The sequence below is a fragment of the Agrobacterium sp. SUL3 genome (assembly GCF_001263295.1).
GTDB classification, from domain to species: domain Bacteria; phylum Pseudomonadota; class Alphaproteobacteria; order Rhizobiales; family Rhizobiaceae; genus Agrobacterium; species Agrobacterium tomkonis.
Genome location: NZ_KQ414527.1, coordinates 1 through 17732, shown reverse-complemented (window position 1 = coordinate 17732; position 17732 = coordinate 1). Strand labels below are relative to the sequence as shown.

The following is a 17732-nucleotide window of genomic DNA, read 5'->3' as shown; positions in this document are numbered from 1 at the left end:
ACCGCTTCAATCCTCAGGCGTGGCGACTTGGGATGCGGCGGTCATAGCTTTCGGCGTTGCTTTCGGAAAAGGGTGAGCTGGAACTGGAAGTGAAGCGAGGCGCGCTTCTGTCTCCGGCGAGACATGACACCGCAGACCTGACACTGGCCCGATGCCGTACCGGGCAAAGTACGGCCTTATGAGGTCGAAGCCACGCTGGTCGCCTGACTGAAAGTGACGGAAAATCCAGTAGGCGATCAAATCCGCCATCTGAATCAGGCGCGATGCATTCGAATCCAGAAAAAGCGGGACTTCGGCAAAGTTGCGAAGTTGGCCGCTGGCATGCCCGACGTGCTTGAACACATGAGAGAGGGTTTGGATTTTCTCCTCATAATTGCTTTTGTCGAGGATGACCAAGCCGCGCTGGGGGTTCTTTTTCTTGTAAAGCGTCTTCAGATAGCCATCAAAACACGAAGCCACCTCCTCGAAGCTCCGAGCCAGAATATCGTTCGCAGAGAAGAGCTTCTTTTCGATGACGCAGGCGTAGACCTTCAACTGCAATTGCTTGTCTGACAGTAGCGACGAGATATCGACGACGGCTTGAACTCTGTCGTTGGGAGGCACACCTTTCCAGGTACCGTTGCCCGAGCGCATTGGGTTTCCATGGAACTCGATTTCTCGAGGATTGGTTGAGCTAAAGCGCGCCGCTACAGGATCTATCTGGGCTTCCAGCCAATGCGTTTGGCGCTCGAATATACTAAAGCCTGCAAGGACAAAGAAGTCGGAGCTTGGATCATGCGAGTGACCAGACTCGTCGAGATATAGTAGATGCAACGAATCCCCCTGAAACGAAAAAGCGGACCGCATGCGGTCCGCTCCAATTCGGTAAGCCGAGTGAAACAATCGTTCAACGCACCGACGGATCAGCGCTCTCGACTATGCTCAATATATATCGGTTGCGTGTCGGCTTTTCAAGAGGCGGCTCCCTATGGCCCACAATCGCGAACGTCCAGCGTTCGCGGCTTCACGTCGTCTGTGATCCGCCTCCAGCAGTCATAGGCATCGACCGTGACCTGATGACCGGAGCGAAAAGAAGGTAGCATCAGGTAATCGAGGGCTACAACAAGATCCGCATCAGCACGATCGTTGTTTGTCGGAGGCTGGTCCATTGAGGCGTCCCAATCCCGCTCTTGATGGATGGCTTCCTATTCCAGCCCCGGATCTCCGTCGATCAACCCACTGACGGGGTCCGCTAGCAAGCTGCGGCCGCTTCGGCTTAAGCCTTCGCGGTGATCGCGACCGGTTCCGGACACTGACGGGAGCCATCGAGCGGGAATGGCCCGCTCGAAAGATGGAGCCTCAGATGAACACCGATCTTTCGCTTGCGCAGACCCACGCCTTCCAGCTCGCCCGCACCCTGATGGTTCCAGTCACGCTGTTCAGGTCCGGCGACGAGTTCGGCGTTCTGCCGAGCGACGAACTCGATGACGAAGACGATCTGGAGATCGTGCATGAATATGAGCCGTTGTGACTTATGGTCATCTCAGGCTCGATCGCGCCGCTTTACAGGGCACCCCCGCTTTCCAACTGCACATAATCAGCTCTTTGAGCCTTCAATCCCCAGCGTAGGGCATCCGAATGAAGGCAACCTGCAATCGCAACTCAGCGAAAAAGGAGAACGCGATTGCCGACCACACTCCACCTCCGTCTTCGAACCGAAGACCCGGACAATATTCTTTCGCCGCTCGCTCGAATGGTCCATGACCAATGCGAGCGCCGAAATTTGGACGTTAGGCGCAAGCGCCAATATACCGCTGTCGTCCTTCACTTTGGCTATTGGCTATTCGAGCGTGGTGTCGCCACGGAAAGCTTCACCACTGAACACATGGAAAGCTTCCTGACGGCTCACGCGAATGGTTGCTCCTGCTCGTGCTTTTGGAAAATGCGTACGGAGGTGGAGGCTATGCGTCGAGCTTTGAACCTCGCCGTCAAAATGAGGGCACTTCGCGAGATCCCGCCGATGAACCTCGCGGCGATAGATCGTGAAGTCCTGGCGTTCGATAAAATGCTCGAAGAAGTTTGGGGCTTGTCTGCGGGTTCACGCCGCAAGCATCGCAATGTTGTTCTGAGGCTTCTGGTCGGCTGTGTGAAAGATGGCCGTGTCGATATAGCCAACCTCAACCACTCGCACATTCGTCAGTTCGTGCTCGGCGAGCAGGGACGGAAACCAGCAACCATCCGTAGCTACTCTGTCTCGATCAGGTGCTATCTTCGATATCGAGCACTCTTAGGCGACGATGTCCGTCGGCTAGTAAAGGCCATACCAGCACCCGCAGTGAAAACGCCGGCCAGACTGCAAACGGGCTTCAGCCCGGCGGAGCTGGAGCGATTGCTGGAAGTCTCTGCAGAAATCGGCCGAACCCGGAAGAGAGTTCATGCCATTATCAGGTGCCTAGCAGACCTCGGGATGCGGTCGATCGAGGTAACCAGCCTGACACTCGACGATATCGATTGGGAAAAAGGTATGATCCGGGTGCGCTCGACCAAGTCGCGCCGGTCCGATCCTATGCCGCTTCCATATGCTACAGGCGAAGCTATCGCCGACTATATCGTGCATGAAAGGCAAGCCACGCAACACAGGGAGGTCTTCGTCCGGCATGTTGCGCCCCTTGGAGAGCCGATCACTCCGCGCTCGGTACAGCGAGCAGTCTATGCGGTCTACGACCGATTGGGCTGGGATTGCACCCGTATCCATATCTTCCGCCATACGATTGCCAGTCGACTGGTCAACGATGCCGTGCCCCTGAAGCAGGTTGCGGACATCATGCGGCATAGGAGCGTGGTGACAACTGCGGGCTACGCCCGCGTCGATCAAAACAGGCTGGCGGCCGTAGCCCTGCCTTGGCCGGGAGCGAGCGCATGACCGGGTCAGCCACTATGCTATCTCGTGCCGAGGCCTACCTCGCACATCGCCGAAGCCTCGGCTTCAAGATGAAAACTTCAGCAAGGCAGATCACCTCCTTTGCACGATATGCCGACGACAGAGGACACGAAGGGGCGCTCTCGTCCGATATCGCGCTCCGCTGGGCGAAGGCCGAAGCGACAATTGCCGACCCCTTCACCTGGGCAAAACGACTGGAGGTGTTGAGGCCATTCGCGGCCTTTCTCGCGGCAGAGGATCGTGAAACCACCTTCCCGGCGACCAATCCTTTTGGGCGGACGAAGCGTCGGCTTGCTCCACATATCTTCGCGAACGAGGAAATCGTGGGCATCATCGCCGAAGCGCATCACATTCGCCGCGTTCAGGCTGCCGGGACGCTCATGATGCCTGCCCTGATCGGCCTGCTGGCCTCGACTGGGCTGCGCATATCGGAAGCGCTCGGCCTACAGATCCGAGATCTGGATCTCGAAGCTGCGCAGATCGTGGTGCGGGAAGCGAAATATGGCCGCCAGCGACTGGTCTCCCTCCATCCAACCGCTGTTGCCGCGCTCGAGATCTTCCTCGATCGACGAAACGCGCTATTCCCATCGAAGCCGGCCGATCCTGTCTTCATGAGCGAGCTGTCCAGCAAGAAGCTGAGCTACATGAACGCCTGGCACGCCTGGTTCCGGATCACCCAGAGATTGGGAATCCGGCCGCGCGGTGGCCATCCCTTCGTGCGTATCCATGACCTTCGGCACAGCTTCATATGCCGTCGGCTTATCCTCTGGCAGGAAAGTGGAACGGAGATCGATGCGGCAATGATGATGCTGTCTACGTATGTCGGCCATGCCAATCTGCTCGATACCTACTGGTATATTGAGGGCGTGCCCGAGCTCATGGCAATTGCAGGCAATCGCTTCGAAGGTGCAGCTATGGTTGGAGGCGACGTTGATGAGTGATACCACACCTTCCTTTCCGACCCTGCTGCAGCGCTTCTTCGTTGATCATCTGCGCCAGCAACGAGCGGTGAGCCCATGCACGGTCGCGGCATATCGCGACACGTTCAAACTGCTGCTGGCCTTCGCTGAGAAGCGGATCGGGAAATCCCCGACGAACCTGACCCTGCCCGACCTCAATGCCGATCTGATCCTGGCCTTTCTGGATCACCTCGAGCGTGATCGGGCCAATAGCGTCAGAAGCCGAAATGCACGGCTGTCCGCAATCCGGGTCTTCCTCAAATATGCCGCGCATGAGGATCTGACTGCGCTGGCGGTGATCGAGCGCAGCCTCGCCGTCCCGCAGAAGCGGCATGACAAGGCAGTTCTCGGCTACCTGGCGCGCGCCGAGGTCGAGGCGATCATCAACGCGCCCGATCCCAAAACATGGGCCGGCAGGCGCGACCGGGCACTGTTTACATTCCTCTATAATACTGGCGCGCGTGTGTCCGAGGCTATCGACCTTCGGATTGGTAGTGTCATTCTGGAGACTGCACCGGTCGTGCACCTGCATGGGAAGGGGCGCAAGCGCCGGAGCGTGCCACTCTGGAATGAGACCGCACGAACGCTGAAGCGATGGATTCAGGATCTTCATGATTGTGGACCGGATGCCTACATCTTTCCCAACAGTTCGGGGACGCGCCTATCCCGCTCCAGTGTGAGGCAGCGCCTCGACCTCGCCGTCGGCGCTGCCGGCGGAGGTGTTCCATCGATCCGCGCAAAGGCGATATCGCCGCATACCTTCCGGCACACCACGGCGATGCACCTGCTGCAGTCCGGCGTCGACCTGACCGTGATCGCGCTTTGGCTCGGACACGAGGACATCAGCACGACGCATATCTACATGGAGGCTGACCTTGCGATGAAGGAAAACGCGCTCAGCCGGCTTCAGCCGGTCAGCCCTACAGGTGTTCGCTACCGGCCGCCCGACAAGTTGATGGCATTCCTTCAAGCGCTTTAAGCTCGTTGCTCCCGGAGTGACGCCCGGGAGCGCATCCTAGCCGGGCGGCTAGGCGCAGCACTTCGACGTCGTGCTAGCTGGCCCGCAGCAGGACGATTTGGCCTGCTCCTCCGCCAGCCAGCGATCCCGTGGCTTGCAGCTTGCTGGTCGAGCGACAAGAGACACCTCGAAGGTGCCGGCGACGAGCCGCGGTGCTGACGCGCAGTAGAGGGCCATCGGCCGCTCTCCGTCGCTGATCTCGAACGTGAGTTTTGCAGTCGGCTCAAGCTGCACATGGTCAGAGACTTTGCGGATGATCGCCGCAAACTTGCCGGCCGGCATATGCGTCCGTTCATCTTCGTCGATATCCCAGAGCTGCACGAAGATCTCTGCCCAGGCTTCCGGGTTGGCGCCGCAATCGAGCGCCGAAAACATCCCGGCCTTGACTTCGGTGACGTGGTAGCCCGCACGGACGGGATTGCCGTCATAGCTGAAAACCAGCGGCGCATCTGGAGCCACGGCGAGGACATCGAGGAGATGGGCGAGACTGATGTCTGTCGAAATTGTCTTGTCGATCGCGTTCATGTGCGTTATCCCTCTATCCAATAGTTCAAGGATTGTTGAAATATGGATGAACGTCAAGCTCTTTCGTCATTCGCGGCGCTGTCCCAGGAGACCCGCCTTGCGATCGTCCGTGCTCTGGTCATTGCGGGCCCGGAGGGATTGGCCGCAGGTGTGATCGCCGAACGCATGGGCGTCTCCGCGACGAACGTCTCCTTCCATTTGAAGGAACTGGAGCGGTCAGGATTGATCTCCCAGCGAAGGGAGTCCCGCTCAATCATCTACAACGCGAGTTACGACGCGCTTGCCGATCTCGTCAAATTCCTGATGGAGGACTGTTGCGCTGGTCATCAGGTGATCAGAGAGAGTGTCGAGCGTGGCGGCGACTGCTGTAGCCCAGCCGGCAAGGATGACGTCGTTGCGTAGTTCCACAATCCCTGCAGGCATTGTCTCGGCTCTCGGCCTGACGCAGATCATCGGTTACGGCACGCTCTACTACAGCTTCAGCATCCTCGCCCCCGGCATGGCGGAGGATCTCGGCTTATCGCTGGCAGAGGTATTCGGTGTGTTCTCCGTGTCCCTGTTTATCGGCGGTCTGTCGGCCACCTATATCGGCAAGCAGATGGACCGGATCGGTGCCGCGACGATCATGACGGCAGGGTCAGCGCTCGCGGCATTGACACTTGCCCTTTGCGCCTGGTCGCCCTCAGTCGCAATCTTCGCCATCGCCATCATCCTGCTCGAGGTGTCATCGGGAATGGTGCAGTATCAGGCTGCATTCGCAGCTCTGGTTGAAAGCGATCCCCGCAGCGCTTCCCGCAGCATTACCTATCTTACGCTGATTGGTGGATTAGCCTCGACAATCTTCTGGCCGATCTCGTCAGCACTTACGGGATATCTCTCGTGGCGGGAAATCTATCTCGTCTTTGCGGCGCTGAACCTCTTCCTTTGCATGCCGCTGCACTTCTGGATCCGGAGTCTCGGACAGAATGCTGGCGAAACGACCATCCGGACACGCGAAACGGTGATCGGCGCGATCGCACCTCATGCAAGGCGCCGCGCCATGGTCATCGTCTCGTTTGCCTTCGCGCTCCTCGGCTTTACGCTCGCAGCCATCCTTGCCCATATGGTGCCGATGCTCGGCTCGATCGGGTTGGGGGCAGCCGCCGTCGTTATCGGCTCACTGTTCGGTCCTGCGCAGGTTCTGAGCCGCCTGATCAACATGGTCTTCGGGAAGAACCTGTCGCCGCCGGGACTTGCCGTACTTGCCGCCGTGCTGATCGTCTTCGGCGTCCTGATCCTGCTGGTGACGGGGAACTGGCTGCCGGGTGCGGTCGCCTTCGCCATCTGCCTGGGGCTTGGCTCCGGAATCAACAGCATCGCGCAGGGGAGTTTGCCGCTCTATCTATTCGGATCGGACGGATATGGAGCGATCACAGGCAAGATGGCGGCGGCTCGACTGGCGCTCGGAGCCGGAGCACCTTTCGCGTTCGCGGCGGCCATGGAGAACCTGGGCCTGAGCTTGTCGCTCATTGGAAACGCGTGTCTCGGCGCGGTCAGCATAGCGGCATTCGTTGCGGTGGCAGTATCCTGTCGGCGACCAGCCACCGCAACTGTCCAGAATTACTAGATCGACTTCAGCGAAACCCGCTTCTCCAGCTCGGCTGCGTCTTCCTTCCGCTCGCTGTAGCGATCGGTGAGATAGGACGAAACATCGCGGGTGAGGATAGTGAACTTCACCAGCTCTTCGCAGACGTCCACGACGCGGTCGTAATAGGACGACGGCTTCATTCGTCCTTCGGCATCGAATTCCTGAAACGCCTTGGCGACGGACGACTGGTTGGGGATGGTGATCATTCGCATCCAGCGGCCAAGAATGCGTAATTGATTGACGGCGTTGAAGGACTGACTGCCACCGGATACTTCCATCACCGCCAGCGTCTTGCCTTGCGTCGGCCGGACGGAACCGACCGAGAGCGGGATCCAGTCGATTTGGGACTTCATTATCCCGGTCATGGCACCGTGGCGTTCCGGGCTGATCCAGATGTGGCCTTCAGACCACTGGGTCAGTTCGCGGAGCTCCTGCACCTTGGGGTGGCTCACCGGAGATTCGTCCGGAAGCGGCAACCCGGCGGGATCGAACACGCGAACCTCGCATCCCAGCCGTTCGAGAAGCCGACGAACTTCGAAGGCAAGCAGACGGCTATAGGAAATCTCCCGCAGGGAACCGTAGAGAATCAAGATCCTGGGCTTATGTGTCGAGAACATCGGCCGGAGCGATTCCGGCTCGATGGGCTGAAGAAGCTGGTCGTGCAGTGCGGGGAAGGTATCAGACAATACGCTTTCCTTCCTGATCCAGAACCTGTTCGCCGTCTTCTTTGGTGAACGAACCTTTGAAGGCATCGGTCGGCAGGATGTCGAGTACTACCTCTGACGGGCGGGCAAGCTTGGTGCCGAGCGCCGTGACGACAAATGGTCGATTGATCAGGATCGGGGTCGCGAGCATCGCGTCCAGCAACTGGTCTTCGGTCAGGTCCGGATTGTCGAGACCGAGTTCGGCATAAGGAGTGCCCTTCTCGCGGATCGCGTCACGAACAGTCAGACCGGCGTCCCTAATCATCTTCAAGAGCTGCTCGCGCGACGGCGGGTTCTGAAGGTATTCGATGACAGTAGGCTCGATCCCGGCTGCGCGGATCAGTGCCAACGTGTTGCGAGACGTCCCGCAGGCCGGATTGTGATAGATGGTGGCGTCCATAGTCAGGTCCTTTCGGTGATGGTGTTGCGGGAAACGGCGGGCGATGCCTCGTACCAGCCCTTCGAGCGGTTCACGATCCAGACGACGGAAAGCATCACCGGTACCTCGATCAGCACACCGACCACTGTGGCAAGTGCCGCGCCCGACTGAAACCCGAAGAGGCTGATGGCGGCGGCGACTGCTAGTTCGAAGAAGTTAGAGGCCCCGATAAGTGCCGAGGGACCAGCCACACAATGCTGCTCACCTGAAATCCGATTGAGGATGTAAGCGAGGCCGGAATTGAAATAGACCTGGATCAGGATCGGCACTGCCAGAAGTGCGATGATCGTAGGCTGCGCAATGATCTGCTCGCCCTGGAAGCCAAACAGCAACACCAGCGTCGCCAGTAATGCGACAAGCGACAGCGGCTGAAGCTTGGACAACAGCCGGTCCAACCCGGCGGTGCTCCCGCCGGCCAGCAGGGCACGCCTTAGACCCTGGGAGATCGCGACCGGAATCAGGATGTAGAGGGCCACTGAGATCATGAGGGTGTCCCACGGCACTGTGATCGCAGACAGACCCAGAAGCAGACCCACGATCGGTGCGAAGGCGACAATCATGATAGCGTCGTTGAGTGCGACCTGGGACAGGGTGAAATGAGGTTCGCCCTTCGTCAGGTTGCTCCAGACGAACACCATAGCCGTGCAGGGCGCCGCCGCGAGAATGATCAGGCCCGCAATGTAGGAGTCGATTTGGTCCGCTGGCAGGTATGGCCGGAACAGCCAGCCCACGAACAGCCAGCCCAACAGCGCCATCGAGAACGGCTTGACGGCCCAGTTGATGAACAGCGTCACGCCGATGCCGCGCCAATAGCTACCGACCTTCGACAGTGAGCCGAAGTCGATCTTGAGAAGCATGGGGATGACCATCAGCCAGATCAGCACGGCGACGGGAATGTTCACCTTGGCGATCTCGGCTGCGCCGATCGTCTGGAAAACGCTCGGCATCAGATGGCCAAGCGCGATGCCGACGAGAATGCAGAGGAAAACCCAGACAGTGAGATAGCGTTCAAATACGGACATCAGGCGCTCTTTTCCTGGCTGCTGGTCGACCCTTCCATCTGGCCGATCTGCTTTAGCTTCTGTTCAAGCGCAAGCTTGTCGATCGAAGACAGCGGAAGGCTTAGGAAGGCGCCAATGCGGTTCTTCAGAAAACGGGCGGCCTGTGCGAAAGCTCTCTGGACTTCGATATCCGTTCCCACGACGGCGGCCGGATCCTCGACACCCCAGTGCGCTGTCATCGGATACCCCAACCAGACTGGACACGCTTCGCCAGCCGCGCTGTCGCAGACCGTGAAGATGAAATCCATCTGCGGCGCGCCCGGCTCCGCGAACACATCCCAGTTCTTCGAGGAGAAACCGGTAGACGGATAGCCGAGCGCTTCCAACTCCTTGATCGCATGGGGGTTCACCTCGCCCTTCGGATGGCTCCCCGCGGAGTAGGCTCGAAAGCGACCTTTCCCCTCATGATTCAGGATGGATTCGCCGAGAATAGAACGTGCGGAATTGCCCGTGCACAGGAAGAGCACGTTGTAGATCTTGTCGGTCATGGTCTTGTTCCGTTGTTAGGTCGGGGACCTGTTGAGCTTCATGATGGTCGCAGTCGATGGGCAGATGAAAGAAAGTTGGCGGGTCATGAGCACAGCCGCAGGTACAATGGCCCGCGGCACCTCAGAGAAACCGATGGACGAAAAAAATGGCGCGGCACTCGTCGTCGCGAGATAGATGCCGCCGCTTCCATCGAGACCTCGCAACGTTGCCTCTACGATCGCTCGGCCAAACCCAAGACCGCGATGCGCCGGAAGTACAACAACGGACCGCAGCAGGTAATCGCCTCTGCACCGTTCGAGGCCGGCATAGCCGACAATCTCATCGCCACCCGAAACAGCTTCAAAGAAGGTGCGGCCTCCATCTTCGATATCATCGGTCGGAAGATCTGCGGCCTGCAGCGCTTCGCGGAGACGGGCGTTGCTACCGGGCACTTCGCGTAATGTGATCGCGCTCAACATGGCTTCGCATCCGGAGCGCAGCAGAGCGTCAGCTCCGCGATGAGGGGTGCGCAGAGCTGTGTCGATCCGCCGCAGCAATCCTTCAGCAGAAAAAGTGTCAGGTCGCGCAGACCGTCGAGGTCGGCCCGATAGATGATTGATCGGCTTTGGCGCTCGCTCTTGACCAAACCAGCACGGAAAAGTGTCGCGAGATGTGCCGACATCGTGTTCTGCGGGACATCGAGCAGCCGCGCGAGTTCGCCTGCTGGGATGCCGTCTGGTTCGTGCCGCACGAGTAGACGAAACGTCTCGAGGCGGGTGTTCTGGGCCAAGGCCGAAAGGGCCGCTATTGCGTTGTTGCTTTCCATATATCCAGAATAACGGATGCATTGATAAAGTCAACGCCTTTGGTCGGAGGTGGATTATGCGCAGGTGAGAAGGGGAGATACCCTGCAAAGCAGGACGATCGCGTCTAAGGTGACCATAAGTCACCACGACTCATATTCATGCACGATCTCCAGATCGTCTTCGTCATCGAGTTCGTCGGACGGAAGGACGCCGAACTCGTCACCTGACTTGAAGAGTGTGATTGGGACCATCAGGTCATTGCAAAGGTGGAAGGCGTGGGACTGAGCGAGGGAAAGATCATGTGCCATTTTCGGATGCTCCATCGGAAGCGGGCCAATTCCCGCTGATGGCTCCTCAAAGGAACAGGTGCGGTCGCGATCACCGCTAAGGCGAAGACGAAGCGGCGGCAGCTTGCTAGCCGACCCCTTGCGGGTTGATCGACGTAGATCCGGACCTGCTCCAGGACGCCATCAAATCAAAGCGGGTTTGGTCCGCCTCCGAGGTGATTTCGCAGTTCACATGTTCTGCCACCAGCGGCAGTAACTGGGCTCAAGCGCACATGCTTTCCAGGCGCGTTTCGCGTGCGTTTTGGTGTCTGTTATAAAGTTCTTGGGAAACATCGAGTTTCCGTCGCATGTTGGTCAGGCTTTGCGCTGATACTTCGAAAGCGCCACAGCAAACAGGGAAACGACCGTAGCCGACAGCTCTGCCCAGTTCGTCTGGCTTCGCGCCCGCCCGTTCATAAACCCTCTTCATACGCGGTTCGTAGTTCGAGATCAGCGTATCTATGCCGTTGTCGAGCGCAACTTCACAAAGCGCCAATAGTAGAAGGCCAAACGCTCTGTCTGGACGCAAATCAGGCATCTTTTTCATCAAGGCTTCATCGTCGATGCACATTCGGGTTCCTTCCCAGATCGATGGCGCAACCAAGTCGCACGAGCTCGGAAATGTCTCCCGAAAGACATCAAAGAGAAGGGTAGGGCCTGTGGTTGGCATCAAGCGAACGGATCCGTACAGCTGAGACGCGGTTTCGTCGCACCAAATAAGGTAAGCCGGGTTCAGATCGTCGTAAACGTCCCTTTCGTAAGCGCCAGACACACTAACTTTCCAGCCAAGCTGGTCTGCAAAGACGCGCTTTCTCAATCGGAAAATCTGATCGAGAAGGGCTCCATATCGCGGGTACTGGTGAGCTTGAACAAGAAGATACATGTCGGTCTCCAACGTCTAAAGCGTTGCAACATGCAGATGTCACCGGTGAGCTGATATTCCCTCAGATCGGTACCCTCATTTCGGGGTATTGGAATAGGGATTAATAAGGCGGAGTTGGATTGCACGGGCCGTGGCGGCAGCCTTCGTCAGACAACCCAGTTTAAAACGGGCTGATTTCAAGTAGGAGGCGATGGTGTGTTCGGACAATCCCAAAATCACAGAAATGCCTTTCGCATCGTTGCCCAGCGCAGTCCAGTGAAGGCATTGCAGCTCACGCGGGCTCAGTTCTGGCATCGGCTCTGCGTCGCCGAAAACTTCAAAAACTGCCCGCTGGTGAATAAGATGGGCCAACTCAATCCATTCGGCACGATCTTTGTGTACGATGTTCGACCATTCGTTCGCAAACGCAAATGAATTCAGGGATAGAAGCGCGCGACGAGACTTATCTAATATCGGAATGGAGAAACCTCTGGGTCCTACTCCATGTCGCATCGCATCTGCGAGGAACTCAGACGCCTCTGGCGAGGCTTCGATCTCTTGCCAGTCGAATGGCAACAACCGCGAGAACCCATGTTGGACAATTGGATCGACGAGCACGTATCCACGAAGCAGATACCGCGATACCCAAGCATCGTTGTAGGTGGTTCGGACAAATGGAGCATCGACAAGATGCGCGGTTGTTTGGGATAGGTGATAGGTAACAAAGTCAATTTTATAGGCAGATTGAAATGCGCGAATTGCTGCCGCAGTATCGGATGCAGCGCGTATATCCTCAAAGGTCTGCAACAAGCGACGTGACTTTATTTCCAATCTATTTGGGCTCCGTTGGTGGAACATTCAATTAGGTGTGGCAACCTGCAGAAAGCGGCGCCTAGTTAAGCTCATATTATTATGTTATAACTATCAAAGCTGATTAGAGATGCGAGACTGGCACCGCTGATGAGCCCCCGACCGGGCCGGGTTGCAAGGGTAGGGAGGGGTGGGTGGTAGAACGCCCATTAGGCTTTAGCTTCCTCAGCTGCGTTCCTTTTGACCTCAGAGAATGAGGTGCACCGTTTCTGCCTCGTACATCACAAGCGCTCCAATCAAAATGAGAACGATAGGCGTTGCAATGTGACCGAAGCGCCGCAAAGGTTTCCCCAACGAAGGGTGATTGACCAGCCAGTACGAAAGGGCGATCCAAACGGCCACCATAATGATGAAGACGATCAGAATGATAATGGTTGCCGAAAAAGGATTGGTCGCGAAAATCGGGGTATAGACCCCGATGTTGTCTCCTCCATTCGCAATGGTAACGGCCGCAACGATCAGGCTGTTGTGTTTGCCTGTCTTTGTTGCCGCGTCATCATCTTCGTCTCCCCTCCAAAGGTCGTAGAGCGCCTTTACGCCGATGATGATCGGCAGGATCCCGAGTAAACCAACGTAGGCGGACGGAAGCAGGATCGAGACTGTCGATGCCACAAGGCTCACGGCAACCAGCATCGCTATACCGATGTATTGACCGATAATAATCTCACGCGGACGGAAACCTGGATTGGCGAAGAAACCGGACAACACGAAAATGTCATCGATGTTGGTTGTTATGAAGAGAACTACGGCAAAGCCGATTAAAGTCAGCATATAATCCTCAGATGCCCCTGTTCGTCCAAGAGCCTTGTCCGTCACTATCGCTTGACCAATTTCGTCAAGCGTGGCCCAATGGCATGATTGCTGCTTATAGATTTATTCGTTGTCGAGACAACCTTTGATACTGCCAATTTTTTATTTGATAATTGGAGATATCCCATGCCCTTCGCTGTGGCCCGCGCGTTCTTGATCTTCGCCCTTTGCACGTCTGTTTTCTCAATGACTTCGCCGCCTCTTGCGCTCGCACAGGAAAAAACCACTGATGGCGACACACCGGCGAAAAAGAGGAAACCGATAGAAGAGCGGTTGCCAGGCATTTTGTCAGGTCAGTCTACCGGGATCGATTTAAGCAAATGGAAAGTGACGCTGCCCGTCAACGAGGATGGTGTGAGCAGTGGGGAAGGCGATGCTGTGGAGCTGAAGAAACCCACAGGGTTTTCAGTGCCGCCATATTTCGATGTGCAGCAGAATTCGATCACCTTCATGGCGCCGACCGATGGCGCAAGAACCAAGGGGTCAAACTATCCACGCTCGGAGCTTCGGGAAATGGATGGAAAAGGGCGGGAATATGAGTGGCTGGTTGGTGACGGTGGCCGGTTGTCGGCAACGCTGAAGGTCAACGAACTCCCGGTGGCAGATGACGAACTGCCGAGCAGGATCGTGATTGGCCAAATTCACGGACCGGACGACGAGCTGTGCCGCCTTTATTACACCGATAGCGGAGAACTGTATTTCATCGACGACAAAGCAGGCGATGACCATGAGGAAACGGTTTTCAAGCTGATTTCTGCCGATGGGACGGAACCGAAAATACCGTTAGGTGCAACTTTTTCTTATGTGATCGACGCGAACTCGGAGCGGTTGAGCGTAACGGTGTCGTATAACGGCGTAGACTATGTTGGCGTCAATCCAATCAGTAGTTTCTGGCCGGATAAACCTTTGTATTTCAAAGCTGGCTCTTACGTTCAGATTGGCAAGACTGGAAGCAAGGCAAGAACGGTTGGACAGGGCCGCGGAAGTGCAACGTTCACTGCAATCAGCACACCGACACACGACATCTATCGTGAACAATCGGAAGAAGAGCAGAAAACCGTCGAATCCGAGGGAACCAGCAGCGAGCGCAGAAGCGGCAAAGTTGTCAGCAACGTCGAACTCTATGCGGGATGCATTGCCGTTAAGACGGCGAAACTTCTTGAGGATTCGGGTGCCTTGCCCGACGCAAGGGAAAAGGCGCGTCCGCTCTGCGCGAGTTTGAATCGTGAGTTTAGCGCGAATGAAATAGGCGAGGTGAATGCCCTAGTGGATAAAATTTTTGCGCGGTGAAATCTTTATGATCGTAACCAGCCAAAACTCAAGCCTATCAGGCATCGATGTCGACCGGTTCGCCTTGTTCGTCGGCCCGAGGCAACCGCAATAGACCAAATCATACACGGTCAGGCGCCAGTTTCGATCACTCGCCCGCCTCCATGCGAGCAAGCGCTTGCTGCCTTTTTGCGATGACTTCCGGCTCGTTCATGAAATCCGTCCGTCGCCCAGGCTTTCGTCCGCGTTTTTGATACCCATTGCTCTGGCTGCCGTCCGGAATCTCGAACATACTGTTGGTCTGTCCAGTTCGGCGCGGACCATGTTTGCTGCGCTTTAAATCGCGACCTTCCTGTATCTGGACAACGGATGGCCCGAGATGATCACGCTCTTCCTGGCCAGTGACGCCTGTAGTCCGCGGTAGCCGTAACAACGACGGTTCGCTTCAAAGATTTCCGCAAGGCTGTGCCTGACGGCGGCATACTTGTATGCCAGACACATGCGCATGCGATGATAAAAGTGGCAGCTTCGCGGAAGCTGCAGCTGGATGAGCAATTCTGGCAGGCGATAGGTCTCTTTAAGGGCGTCAACCAACTGTGTCTTTTCCCGATCACTCAGAATCTGCGGATCTGAGCGCCTTTTCCAGCGACGCGATCCGAGAAGAGAGCACCCCTATCTGGTCCAGATACAATCGAGCGGTCTCCACAACGATAAGGTCGAGGCCCGTGTCGTGATCTTCAACAATCTCCGCCAGCAGCGCCAGGCTTGCAATTCCCTGCGGTGCAATGACGCCATGCTCGGCCAGATGTGCGCGAAGGGCATTGATAAGCTGCGTTCGCTGACGGACGAAGAGGTCTCGCGTTCGGAAGAGCATGGAGCAGGCCTGCTGGGATTCAGTCTTTGGAACGACGAACCGCATCGACGGCCGGGTCGCTGCTTCAACGATCGCTTCTGCGTCGGCCGCATCATTCTTCTGCCGTTTGACAAAGGGCTTAACGTAGGCCGGCGGGATCAAACGAACATCATGGCCAGGTTTGCCGATCTCACGCGCCCAGTAATGCGCGGTGGCGCAGGCCTCCATAGCGACGATGCATTTGGGCAGTTCCGTAAAGAAGGTGACGACTTGGCCTCGAGACAGTTTCCTGCGCAAGACCACACTTCCATCGCTTCTGGCGGCATGAACCTGAAACACCCGCTTTGCAAGGTCCAGGCCAACGATGCTAACTTCCTTCATGGATGCTCTCTCCTCTAAGTGACGTTCTGGCGAACATCACTCTGGCACATTGCGATGCCGGGAGGGGGGCATCCACTCCATCAGTTCTCATGTTTGGATGCCCCTTTCGATGCAAGGACTTTTTTGACCGCTGGAGCGAGTGATCGGGTGCGTACATGTTTCAGACCTCATATTGCGGCCATGACATGCCGCGGGCCGGTATGGTGATACGCGGACTGGACTCCAAATCAGTGGAACGAGCTAAAAGCTCCCTGAGAACTACTGGTTTGCCCAATCCCGATCTGTTCGATCATTTGCCCATGCGGATCATGTCCTCCTCACATCGCCGGCACTCCGAATAAGAACAGTTGCAGTCAGCAAACTGATCCAGTCGGATCTCTATATTCCTCGTTGCGTGCGAGCATGGCCCAGACCGTTCGTGCCATTTTGTTCGCCATGGCTATAGCCACCAGCATGCGCGGCTTTCTCGCGAGCATGTTCGAAAGCCACGATCCCGGTTTACCGCCACCGCGTCCTTTCCAATGGACGACGGACATCGCACCGATGATCAATAGCCGTCGGATGTCTCGCTGCCCCATCTTCGAGGTCCGACCGAGTTTCTGTTTGCCTCCGCTCGAGTGCTGCCTCGGAACGAGGCCGAGCCAGGCAGCAAAGTCGCGACCACACCGGAATTCCTGCATGGAGGGTGCGAAGGCCGTGATTGCCATTGCGCAGATCGGGCCAATCCCAGGCATCTTCTGCAACCTGCGAACAACATCGCTTTTCCGCGCTTCAGAAGCAATAAGACGGTCGATCTGATCGATTTCGACGTACAACTGCTCGATCTTGCCCAAGTAAAGTCGGCTCATGCTTTGCACCAGCTCGGGGAGGTTTTCCGACGTGATCAGGGCCCCGAGACGATCAACTTTGTCGAGGCCTTTGCCCACTATGATACCATGTTCAGCCAGGTGTCCACGCAGAGCGTTCACCATCTGGGTTCGCTGGCCAACGAGCAGATCGCGTGTCCGGAAAAGCATGGCACGCGCCTGCTGGTCAGACGTTTTTAAGGCAACGGTCCTCATCGTTGGTCGCATCGCAGCTTCTGCGACGGCCTCAGCATCTGCAGCATCATTCTTCTGGCGTTTGACGAAGGCCTTTACATAGACTGGCGGGATAAGACGAACTTCATGGCCGAACCCTGACAACTGGCGCCCCCAATAATGGGCCGTGCCGCAGGCCTCCATCGCAACTACGCAAGGTGGCAGTGCAGCCATGAATTTTGGAAACTGAAGACGCGAGAGTTTCTTACGAAACAATACCCGACCGTCCTGTGCCGCACCGTGAACTTGAAAAACCTGCTTTGCGAGATCAACGCCAACAATGCTAACTTCATCCATGGATGCCTCCTCCGTTGTAGGTGACGTAAAGCATCACCATCATGGCACACTGCGATGCCGGTGGGAGGGGCATCCAACCCATCAGTGAAATCAACAGCCACGCAAGTTCACCCGCCGGAATGCCAGTGTATTCTCGCAGAACGTGCAAAGGAGGATCAAGCCGAGTGTCCTGCGCCAAGGCCGAAACGGCCCTATCGATGCATTATTTCCGTATATCCGCAACAACGGATGTATTAGCGAAGTCAATTTCACAATACGCGAGTGCTGGCGCCAAAGGTAATTCCGCGACGTAAAACTTCTTTCAATAGTCCACAAGCAGATAAGGATTTGCCTTATCTCCGAATAGCGGCTGAACACCGAGAAGCGGGGCAGAACGGGAAATTGCGGGTTTCGGTAATTCGCGGACAGGGATTCCATTAAATCCCGGACAGCGATTTCACTAAATCCGGGACAGCATT

At 56.8% G+C, this 17732-nt stretch carries 20 protein-coding genes and 3 pseudogenes; 7 read left to right on the top strand and 16 right to left on the bottom strand.

The features are described 5' to 3' along the window. Positions 1-6 precede the first annotated feature (6 nt). Entirely contained in the window at positions 7-846 is an 840-nt protein-coding gene (locus AKG12_RS27025; protein ID WP_082179068.1) for a DUF3800 domain-containing protein, read from the bottom strand. Between the two features lie 496 nt (positions 847-1342). Between AKG12_RS27025 and AKG12_RS30865 the strand changes: the two genes are divergently transcribed. The 4 genes from AKG12_RS30865 to AKG12_RS27005 all read left to right on the top strand — a co-directional run bounded on the left by AKG12_RS30865 (position 1343) and on the right by AKG12_RS27005 (position 4858). After that, positions 1343-1510, top strand: coding sequence for a hypothetical protein (locus AKG12_RS30865; RefSeq protein WP_052821201.1), 168 nt, complete (start codon positions 1343-1345; stop codon positions 1508-1510). Between the two features lie 153 nt (positions 1511-1663). Next, positions 1664-2902: a tyrosine-type recombinase/integrase gene (locus tag AKG12_RS27015; RefSeq protein WP_052821200.1), complete on the top strand. Its 1239-nt coding sequence runs from the start codon at positions 1664-1666 to the stop codon at positions 2900-2902. A gap of 68 nt (positions 2903-2970) precedes the next feature. After that, on the top strand, positions 2971-3861 hold the full coding sequence (locus AKG12_RS27010; protein ID WP_197283363.1) for a tyrosine-type recombinase/integrase: 891 nt from the start codon (positions 2971-2973) through the stop codon (positions 3859-3861). Further along, a complete protein-coding gene (locus AKG12_RS27005) occupies positions 3854-4858 on the top strand; it encodes a site-specific integrase (protein ID WP_052821198.1) in 1005 nt (334 codons plus the stop codon). The genes AKG12_RS27010 and AKG12_RS27005 overlap by 8 nt, the downstream gene beginning before the upstream one ends. A gap of 48 nt (positions 4859-4906) precedes the next feature. Here AKG12_RS27005 and AKG12_RS27000 read toward each other — a convergent pair whose 3' ends face one another. Further along, the gene (locus tag AKG12_RS27000) at positions 4907-5422 is read right to left on the bottom strand and encodes a DUF6428 family protein (protein ID WP_052821197.1); all 516 of its coding nucleotides are present in this window, start codon (positions 5420-5422) and stop codon (positions 4907-4909) included. A gap of 42 nt (positions 5423-5464) precedes the next feature. Here AKG12_RS27000 and AKG12_RS26995 point away from each other — a divergent pair, with 42 nt between their 5' ends. Then, on the top strand, positions 5465-5824 hold the full coding sequence (locus AKG12_RS26995; RefSeq protein ID WP_052821196.1) for an ArsR/SmtB family transcription factor: 360 nt from the start codon (positions 5465-5467) through the stop codon (positions 5822-5824). Continuing rightward, on the top strand, positions 5808-7028 hold the full coding sequence (gene arsK / locus AKG12_RS26990; RefSeq protein ID WP_052821195.1) for an arsenite efflux MFS transporter ArsK: 1221 nt from the start codon (positions 5808-5810) through the stop codon (positions 7026-7028). The genes AKG12_RS26995 and arsK overlap by 17 nt, the downstream gene beginning before the upstream one ends. On the opposite strand, the gene arsH is transcribed toward arsK, so the two are convergent. From arsH to AKG12_RS26940, 10 genes are all read right to left on the bottom strand, one after another. Next, positions 7025-7801 carry an arsenical resistance protein ArsH gene (arsH, locus tag AKG12_RS26985; protein ID WP_082179066.1) on the bottom strand — a complete coding sequence of 259 codons (777 nt, stop codon included), beginning with the start codon at positions 7799-7801 and terminating at the stop codon, positions 7025-7027. The two genes, arsK and arsH, sit on opposite strands and share 4 nt — an antisense overlap. Beyond that, complete coding sequence (gene arsC, locus AKG12_RS26980; RefSeq protein ID WP_052821194.1) at positions 7728-8153, bottom strand: arsenate reductase (glutaredoxin); 426 nt, start codon at positions 8151-8153, stop codon at positions 7728-7730. The genes arsH and arsC overlap by 74 nt, the downstream gene beginning before the upstream one ends. Positions 8154-8155: 2 nt before the next feature. Next, positions 8156-9214 carry an ACR3 family arsenite efflux transporter gene (arsB, locus tag AKG12_RS26975; protein WP_052821193.1) on the bottom strand — a complete coding sequence of 353 codons (1059 nt, stop codon included), beginning with the start codon at positions 9212-9214 and terminating at the stop codon, positions 8156-8158. Then, positions 9214-9741, bottom strand: a complete 528-nt coding sequence (locus AKG12_RS26970) for an arsenate reductase ArsC (protein WP_052821192.1) — start codon at positions 9739-9741, stop codon at positions 9214-9216. Before AKG12_RS26970 ends, arsB begins: the two co-directional genes overlap by 1 nt. Positions 9742-9756: 15 nt before the next feature. Then, positions 9757-10200, bottom strand: coding sequence for an arsenic resistance N-acetyltransferase ArsN2 (gene arsN2 / locus AKG12_RS26965; RefSeq protein WP_052821191.1), 444 nt, complete (start codon positions 10198-10200; stop codon positions 9757-9759). Next, a complete protein-coding gene (locus tag AKG12_RS26960; protein WP_052821190.1) occupies positions 10194-10547 on the bottom strand; it encodes an ArsR/SmtB family transcription factor in 354 nt (117 codons plus the stop codon). The genes arsN2 and AKG12_RS26960 overlap by 7 nt, the downstream gene beginning before the upstream one ends. Positions 10548-10667: 120 nt before the next feature. Next, the gene (locus AKG12_RS30860; RefSeq protein ID WP_052821209.1) at positions 10668-10835 is read right to left on the bottom strand and encodes a hypothetical protein; all 168 of its coding nucleotides are present in this window, start codon (positions 10833-10835) and stop codon (positions 10668-10670) included. Between the two features lie 241 nt (positions 10836-11076). Then, entirely contained in the window at positions 11077-11736 is a 660-nt protein-coding gene (locus AKG12_RS26950; RefSeq protein WP_052821189.1) for an acyl-homoserine-lactone synthase, read from the bottom strand. A 75-nt stretch (positions 11737-11811) separates the two neighbouring features. Further along, positions 11812-12546 carry a helix-turn-helix transcriptional regulator gene (locus AKG12_RS26945; protein ID WP_285278020.1) on the bottom strand — a complete coding sequence of 245 codons (735 nt, stop codon included), beginning with the start codon at positions 12544-12546 and terminating at the stop codon, positions 11812-11814. Between the two features lie 225 nt (positions 12547-12771). Beyond that, on the bottom strand, positions 12772-13356 hold the full coding sequence (locus AKG12_RS26940) for a cadmium resistance transporter (protein ID WP_052821187.1): 585 nt from the start codon (positions 13354-13356) through the stop codon (positions 12772-12774). A gap of 165 nt (positions 13357-13521) precedes the next feature. On the opposite strand from AKG12_RS26940, the gene AKG12_RS26935 reads away from it, so the two are divergent. After that, a complete protein-coding gene (locus AKG12_RS26935) occupies positions 13522-14685 on the top strand; it encodes a polysaccharide lyase family 7 protein (RefSeq protein ID WP_052821186.1) in 1164 nt (387 codons plus the stop codon). Positions 14686-14812: 127 nt separating this feature from the next. Here AKG12_RS26935 and AKG12_RS31440 read toward each other — a convergent pair. The 4 genes and pseudogenes from AKG12_RS31440 to AKG12_RS26920 all read right to left on the bottom strand — a co-directional run. Continuing rightward, positions 14813-15022 (bottom strand): annotated as a pseudogene (locus tag AKG12_RS31440) (ISNCY family transposase); the annotation flags it as partial. Beyond that, positions 15013-15294 (bottom strand): annotated as a pseudogene (locus AKG12_RS31175) (IS3 family transposase); the annotation flags it as partial. The pseudogenes AKG12_RS31175 and AKG12_RS31440, both read right to left, overlap by 10 nt. Before the next feature lie 7 nt (positions 15295-15301). Then, positions 15302-15898 (bottom strand): annotated as a pseudogene (locus AKG12_RS26925) (IS110 family RNA-guided transposase); the annotation flags it as partial. 353 nt (positions 15899-16251) lie between these two features. Next, on the bottom strand, positions 16252-17274 hold the full coding sequence (locus AKG12_RS26920; protein ID WP_052821183.1) for an IS110 family RNA-guided transposase: 1023 nt from the start codon (positions 17272-17274) through the stop codon (positions 16252-16254). Between the last annotated feature and the right edge of the window lie 458 nt (positions 17275-17732).